Genomic DNA, 6,000 nt, shown 5'->3' with positions numbered 1-6,000 from the left:
ACCGGAACCCTCCGCGGAGAGTCGGAACGCTCCGCAGGGAGTCGGAACGCTCCGCGCGGGGTCGCCACTCTCCGCCAGGTCCCGGCCCCGGGGCGTGTCCCCCCGCTGCCTTAGGGTCATGCCATGACCACCCCCACCACGCCTCCTGCCGCCACACCCGCCGCGCCGGCATCTCGCGCCGATGCAGCGCGCGCCGACGGGCCCCGCGCCGACGGTCGCCACCCCGACGAGCTGCGACCCGTGACGATCACGCGGAGCTGGCTCGACGAGGCCGAGGGCAGCGTGCTCGTCGAGTTCGGCCGCACGCGCGTGCTGTGCGTCGCGTCCTTCACCGAGGGCGTGCCGCGCTGGCGCAAGGGCAGCGGCCAGGGCTGGGTGACGGCCGAGTACGCGATGCTGCCGCGCGCGACCTCCACCCGCAGCGACCGCGAGTCGGTGCGGGGGCGCATCGGTGGCCGCACGCATGAGATCTCCCGCCTCATCGGCCGCTCGCTGCGTGCCGTCATCGACGTCAAGGCCCTGGGCGAGAACACCATCGTCCTGGACTGCGACGTGCTCCAGGCTGACGGGGGCACCCGCACCGCGGCGATCACGGGCGCCTACGTCGCGTTGGCCGATGCCGTCGCATGGGGCCGGCGCACGGGCAAGATCGGCGGCACGGCCCCGGTCCTGACCGACTCGGTCGCGGCCGTGAGCGTCGGCATCATCGACGGCGTGCCGATGCTCGACCTGCCGTACGTCGAGGACGTGCGCGCCGAGACGGACATGAACGTCGTCGTCACGGGCCGCGGGAAGTTCGTCGAGGTGCAGGGCACGGCCGAGCAGGCGGCGTTCGACCGCGCGGAGCTCGACCTGCTGCTCGATCTCGCGGTGGGGGGCATCGCGCGCCTCACCGAGATCCAGGCGGCCGCGCTGGCACTGGACCCGCCGCAGCGATGAGCCCCCGCCTGGTGCTGGCGACGCACAACGCCCACAAGCTCGGCGAGCTGCGCGCCATCCTCGCCGTCGTGCCGGGCCTCGACCCGGCCGATGTCGTGGCCGCAGCAGACCTCGGGGCTCCCGAGCCCGTCGAGGATGGTGTGACGTTCGCCGAGAACGCGCTCCTCAAGGCCCGTGCGCTCGCACGCGCCACGGGCGTGCCGGCGGTCGCGGACGACTCCGGCCTCGCCGTCGACGTGCTGGGCGGAGCGCCGGGGATCTTCTCGGCGCGGTGGTCCGGCCGGCACGGTGACGACGCGGCCAACCTCACGCTGCTGCTCGCCCAGCTCGCCGACGTCCCGGCCATGCACCGCGGGGCCCAGTTCGTCTGCGCCGCCGCCCTCGTGACCCCGGACGGCTACGAGCACGTGGAGACCGGCGTGCTGCGGGGCACGCTCACGACGGCGCCGCGTGGCACGGGCGGGTTCGGGTACGACCCGGTGCTCGTCCCGGACCACCAGCCGGCGCACGCCACCGCAGGACCCCTCACCTGCGCGGAGCTGACCGCGCAGGAGAAGAACGCCATCTCCCACCGTGGCCAGGCGTTCCGTGCGCTGGCCCCCGTCATCGCCGCGAGGCTGTGACGGCCACGCCCCTCGACCCCGGCGCGGCCGGTGCGACCGGCCGCGTGCACCTGGCCGCGCGCGACCTCGCCGTGGGCTATCCCGGCCGCGCCGTCCTGGCGGGCGTGACGTTCGCGGCGGGGCCCGGAGACCGGATCGGGCTGGTGGGGGAGAACGGCACGGGCAAGACGACGCTGCTGCGCGTCCTGGCCGGCGAGCTCACGCCGAGCGCCGGCACGGTCGCGGTGAGCGGCAGCGTGGCGACCGTGCGCCAGGACCTCGACGCCGCACCGGAGGCGACCGTCGGCGATCTCGTCGACCGCGCCCTGGCCGGCGTGCGCGCCGTGTCCGCGCGCTACACCGCGGCCCTGGACGCGCTGAGCGGCCTGGCGTCGGACGACGACGCGCACGAGGCGGCAGCGCAGCACCTCACCCTCGCGCTCGGGGACGCCGAGCGCGCCCAGGTGTGGGATGCCGACCGGCGCGCCGACGAGGCCCTGACGCGGTTCGGTGCCCCGCGCGACCGGGACCGCCCGCTGGGCACGCTGTCCGTCGGCGAGCGCTACCGCGTCCGCCTCGCCTGCACGGTCGCGGGCCGGGCCGACATCCTGCTGCTCGACGAGCCGACCAACCACCTGGACGCCGACGGGATCGAGTACCTCACCGCGCAGCTGCAGGGCTGGCCGGGCGCCGTCGTCATCGTGACGCACGACCGCCGCCTGCTCGACGACGTCATGACGGCGATCCTCGACCTCGACCCGTCGGTGGACGGTCGGCCCGTGCTCTACGGCGAGTCCAGCTACGCGGCCTACCGCTTCCAGCGGACGGCGGCGCTGCGGCGCTGGCGGGCGCGCCATGCCGCCGAGCGGCAGCGCGCCGCCGCCCTGGCCCGCCGCCTCGACGACGCCTACGAGGGACTGTCCGACGAGTGGCGCCCGCCCAAGGGCAGCCAGACGCACCGCAGGGCGACCCACGCCAGGGTCCACGTCAAGGCCGCCGACCGGCTCATCGCGCGGCTCGAGGCCGACGCCGTCGAGGTGCCGCTGCCCCCGCCCGTGCTCGCCTTCCCCGACCTGCCCGCGCTGCCGACGGGTGACGCCGGGGGCCACCCGCTCCTCGAGGTGCGCGGGGCGCAGGTGCCCGGCCGCCTCGACCTGCCGGGCGTGCGGGTGGACCTGCCGCCGTGCGGCCGCCTGCTCGTCACAGGGCCCAACGGCTCGGGCAAGTCGACGCTGCTCGCCGTGCTGGCCGGCACCCTGGAGCCGGCCCGCGGCCTGCGCCGTCAGGCGCCGGGGGTGCGCTTCAGCCTGCTGGCTCAGGACGACGGTCCGGGCTCACGCGCCGCGGACGCGCGCACGGGTTTCGAGACCTATGCCGCCCACGCGCTCGAGCTGCTCGCGGCCGGTCGCATCGACCCCGAGCGACTCGTCCCCGTCGCGGCCCTGGGCGTGCTCGCCGAGGACGACCTGGACCGCCCGCTGCGCGAGCTGTCCGTGGGCCAGCGCCGCCGCTTCGACCTGGCGTGCGCGCTGCTCGCCGCCCCGCACGTCCTGCTGCTCGACGAGCCGACCAACCACCTGTCCGTCGCCCTGGTCGACGAGCTCACGGCAGCGCTGGGCACCACGAGCGCCGCCGTCGTGGTCGCGACCCACGACCGCGCGCTGCGCGCCGACCTTGCCGGCTGGCCGGAGCTGGCCCTGGGCTGAGCCCGCACCGCCCGGTGCGCGGCGCGCCGGGCGTCGACCGTTCCCCCGCGGCGGACGGGGACCCTACGCGAGGCGGCCCACGTGGGCCATCGCCTGGCGGAGCAGGTACCCGTGCCCGCCGGTCATCTCGACCTGGACGGCCTCGCTGCACGCCTCCTCCGGCGTCAGCCACGCGAGCTCGAGGGCGTCCTGCTGCGGCTGGCAGTCGCCCGAGACCGGGACGACGTAGGCGAGCGAGACGGCGTGCTGGCGGGGGTCGTGGTACGGCGTGACGCCCGGGGTGGGGAAGTACTCCGCGACGGTGAACGGCTGGGGGCTGGCGGGTACCCGCGGCAGGGCCATCGGGCCGAGGTCCTTCTCCAGGTGCCGCAGCAGGGCGTCGCGCACACGCTCGTGGTAGAGCACGCGGCCGGAGACGAGTGCGCGGGTGATCGCGCCCGCGCCGTTGACCCGCAGCAGCAGGCCGACGGCCACGACGTCCCCGCTCTCGTCGACGCGCACCGGGACGGCGTCGACGTACAGCACGGGCAGGTGGCCGCGCGCTGCGGCGAGCGCGCTCTCGCTGAGCCAGCCGTCGGGCTGGGCGGCGTGCGGGTAGTCGGCCGTCTCGGTCATGGGGGCGAGCCTAAGGGAGGTCCTGGCGCAGCGGCCCTCCGGCGGCACGGGAATACCCAGGGGGGTGTGCTGTTGACACCTCACGACATCGCAGCGGACCACCGAGAGGACCAGCCATGCCCACCGTCGAGCTCACCGAGGCGGCGTTCGAGGAGACCATCACGAGCAGCGACATCGTGCTCGTCGACTTCTGGGCCGCGTGGTGCGGCCCGTGCCGGCAGTTCGGGCCGGTCTTCGAGGCGTCGTCGGAGCAGCACCCGGACGTCGTGCACGCCAAGGTCGACACCGAGGCCGAGCAGGGGCTCGCCGCCGCGGCCGGGATCACCTCGATCCCCACGCTCATGGCGTTCCGTGAGGGCATCCTCGTCTTCGCCCAGCCGGGTGCGCTGCCCGCGCCGTCGCTCGAGCAGGTCGTCCAGGCGGTCAAGGGACTGGACATGGAGGACGTGCGCCGTCAGGTCGCGGAGCACGAGGCCGGCCACGACCACGAGGGCCACGACCACGGTGACCACGCGGGCCACGACCACTGACCCGTACGGCACCGGTGCGCGAGGCGGGAGTCGAACCCGCACGCCCGAGGGCACCAGGACCTAAACCTGGCGCGTCTGCCTGTTCCGCCACTCGCGCTCGTGCCCGAGCCTAGGGGACCGGGCCCCACCACCGGGTCCCGGTCCTGCGGCGTTCAGCCCAGGCCGAGGGCCGTGCGCAGCGACGCGACGTGCCCGGTGGCCTTGACGTTGTACCGCGGCAGCTCGACGCGCCCGTCCGCGCCGATGACGATCGTCGAGCGGATCACCCCGACGACCTCCTTGCCGTAGAGCATCTTGCTGCCGTAGGCCGCGTACGCCTCGAGCACCGAGCGGTCGGCGTCCGATGCGAGCGGGTAGGTGAGCCCCTCGGCGGCGGCGAACTGCGCGAGCGTGGCGGGCGAGTCGGGGGAGATGCCGATGACCGTGTAGCCCGCCGCCTGCAGGGTCGCGTACGACTCGTTGAAGTCGCACGCCTCACGCGTGCAGCCCGGGGTCATCGCGGCCGGGAAGAAGAACAGCACGACCTTCCCGCCGCGCAGCGCGGACAGGGCGACGCTGCCACCGTCGGCGGTCGGCAGGGTGAAGTCGGGGGCGAGGTCGCCGACGGCGAGGCGGGGCATGGGACTCCTTCGGGCGGGTGGCTCAGCGTACCCAGTAGCGTCGGGGGGTGGCCCCGAGCGATCGACCGAACCCCGCCCACGACGACCGTCCGCCGGTGCGCATGCTGCACGACCGGGTGCTGGTCCGGATCGACGCCGAGTCGGCCGAGCGGCTCTCCACCTCGGGCATCGTCATCCCGGCCACGGCCAGCGTGGGCAAGCGACTCGCCTGGGGCGTGGTGGTGGCGACGGGGCAGCACGTGCGCCAGGTCGCGCTGGGCGACCGCGTCCTGTTCGACCCCGAGGACCGCGCCGAGGTCGAGCTCGGCGCGGTGACCTATCTGCTGCTGCGCGAGCGCGACATCCACGGCGTGGCCGAGCCGGCCGGCGGCGGCGAGGGCACCGGCCTGTACCTGTGAGCCGCCGGACGCGCCCGGGGCCCGGCGGGCTTGTGCCTGTGAGGTTGCTCCGAGATGATCGGGCGCGCCCCGATGATGTTGCGTCCGAGCCGGGCGGATGATGCAGTGTCGTGGACAGACCCGTGGAGTTCCGGTCGATGAGGTGGAGAGGTGGACGTGGACGTCACCCCGCGTGAGGACGACCCGTCGATGACGGCGCTGGAGTCCGATCCCGACGTCATCGAGGCGATCGAGGAGGCCGATGCCGAGGCGTCGGCCGAGGTGATGCACCTGCTCGAGGAGGGCGTGCCGCTCGCCCTCATCGCCGACCTCGTGGACCCCGATGGCCCCGAGTCTCCCGCCATCCTCGCCGCCGAGGGGCTGCCGGCCGACTCCTGGTGGCTCCACACGGAGCCCGTGGCGGAGCCGGACGACGTCGCGGCGGACGAGCCGACCGACGGCGACACCTGACCGCCTCCCGGACGGTTTCGCGGCACCCGCGACCCGGTGGTAGCCTCGTGCACCGCGCGCCATTAGCTCAATTGGCAGAGCAGCTGACTCTTAATCAGCGGGTTCGGGGTTCGAGTCCCTGATGGCGCACCAGATAGACC

Annotated in this window: 8 protein-coding genes and 2 tRNA genes; 7 read left to right on the top strand and 3 right to left on the bottom strand. The window is 74.8% G+C overall.

The window, feature by feature from the left end; all coding sequences use genetic code 11:
• Positions 1–123: 123 nt before the first annotated feature.
• The 3 genes from rph (at position 124) to PKY62_RS00200 (ending at position 3,247) form a co-directional block, all read left to right on the top strand.
• Positions 124–939 (top strand): ribonuclease PH, encoded by an 816-nt coding sequence (gene rph, locus PKY62_RS00210; RefSeq protein WP_324533637.1) that lies wholly within the window; start codon positions 124–126, stop codon positions 937–939.
• Positions 936–1,562 carry an RdgB/HAM1 family non-canonical purine NTP pyrophosphatase gene (gene rdgB / locus PKY62_RS00205; RefSeq protein WP_324533635.1) on the top strand — a complete coding sequence of 209 codons (627 nt, stop codon included), beginning with the start codon at positions 936–938 and terminating at the stop codon, positions 1,560–1,562. Before rph ends, rdgB begins: the two co-directional genes overlap by 4 nt.
• 71 nt (positions 1,563–1,633) lie before the next feature.
• Positions 1,634–3,247: an ABC-F family ATP-binding cassette domain-containing protein gene (locus tag PKY62_RS00200; protein WP_324533713.1), complete on the top strand. Its 1,614-nt coding sequence runs from the start codon at positions 1,634–1,636 to the stop codon at positions 3,245–3,247.
• 63 nt (positions 3,248–3,310) lie between these two features.
• Here the strand turns inward: PKY62_RS00200 and PKY62_RS00195 are convergent, their stop codons facing one another.
• The gene (locus PKY62_RS00195) at positions 3,311–3,862 is read right to left on the bottom strand and encodes an NUDIX hydrolase family protein (protein WP_324533633.1); all 552 of its coding nucleotides are present in this window, start codon (positions 3,860–3,862) and stop codon (positions 3,311–3,313) included.
• A gap of 116 nt (positions 3,863–3,978) precedes the next feature.
• Here PKY62_RS00195 and trxA point away from each other — a divergent pair, with 116 nt between their 5' ends.
• A complete protein-coding gene (trxA, locus tag PKY62_RS00190; RefSeq protein ID WP_324533631.1) occupies positions 3,979–4,392 on the top strand; it encodes a thioredoxin in 414 nt (137 codons plus the stop codon).
• 15 nt (positions 4,393–4,407) lie between these two features.
• Here the strand turns inward: trxA and PKY62_RS00185 are convergent.
• A tRNA-Leu gene (locus tag PKY62_RS00185) sits at positions 4,408–4,489 on the bottom strand.
• A gap of 55 nt (positions 4,490–4,544) precedes the next feature.
• Positions 4,545–5,012 carry a peroxiredoxin gene (locus tag PKY62_RS00180; RefSeq protein WP_324533629.1) on the bottom strand — a complete coding sequence of 156 codons (468 nt, stop codon included), beginning with the start codon at positions 5,010–5,012 and terminating at the stop codon, positions 4,545–4,547.
• 101 nt (positions 5,013–5,113) lie between these two features.
• On the opposite strand from PKY62_RS00180, the gene PKY62_RS00175 reads away from it, so the two are divergent.
• The 3 genes from PKY62_RS00175 (at position 5,114) to PKY62_RS00165 (ending at position 5,992) form a co-directional block, all read left to right on the top strand.
• Positions 5,114–5,410 carry a GroES family chaperonin gene (locus tag PKY62_RS00175; protein ID WP_324533711.1) on the top strand — a complete coding sequence of 99 codons (297 nt, stop codon included), beginning with the start codon at positions 5,114–5,116 and terminating at the stop codon, positions 5,408–5,410.
• Positions 5,411–5,560: 150 nt separating this feature from the next.
• Positions 5,561–5,860, top strand: coding sequence for a hypothetical protein (locus PKY62_RS00170; protein WP_324533628.1), 300 nt, complete (start codon positions 5,561–5,563; stop codon positions 5,858–5,860).
• A gap of 56 nt (positions 5,861–5,916) precedes the next feature.
• A tRNA-Lys gene (locus PKY62_RS00165) sits at positions 5,917–5,992 on the top strand.
• Positions 5,993–6,000 lie beyond the last annotated feature (8 nt).

The sequence above is a fragment of the Actinotalea sp. genome (assembly GCF_035443605.1).
Taxonomy (GTDB): Bacteria; Actinomycetota; Actinomycetes; order Actinomycetales; family Cellulomonadaceae; genus Actinotalea.
This window is presented reverse-complemented; position numbering and strand designations above follow the sequence as displayed.

Excerpts from the sequence above, each read along its gene's own strand:
- rph (WP_324533637.1), top strand. The coding sequence starts at position 124 with ATGACCACCCCCACCACGCCTCCTGCCGCCACACCCGCCGCGCCGGCA.
- PKY62_RS00175 (WP_324533711.1), top strand. The coding sequence starts at position 5,114 with ATGCTGCACGACCGGGTGCTGGTCCGGATCGACGCCGAGTCGGCCGAG.
- PKY62_RS00180 (WP_324533629.1), bottom strand. The coding sequence starts at position 5,012 with ATGCCCCGCCTCGCCGTCGGCGACCTCGCCCCCGACTTCACCCTGCCG.
- PKY62_RS00195 (WP_324533633.1), bottom strand. The coding sequence starts at position 3,862 with ATGACCGAGACGGCCGACTACCCGCACGCCGCCCAGCCCGACGGCTGG.
- trxA (WP_324533631.1), top strand. The coding sequence starts at position 3,979 with ATGCCCACCGTCGAGCTCACCGAGGCGGCGTTCGAGGAGACCATCACG.
- rdgB (WP_324533635.1), top strand. The coding sequence starts at position 936 with ATGAGCCCCCGCCTGGTGCTGGCGACGCACAACGCCCACAAGCTCGGC.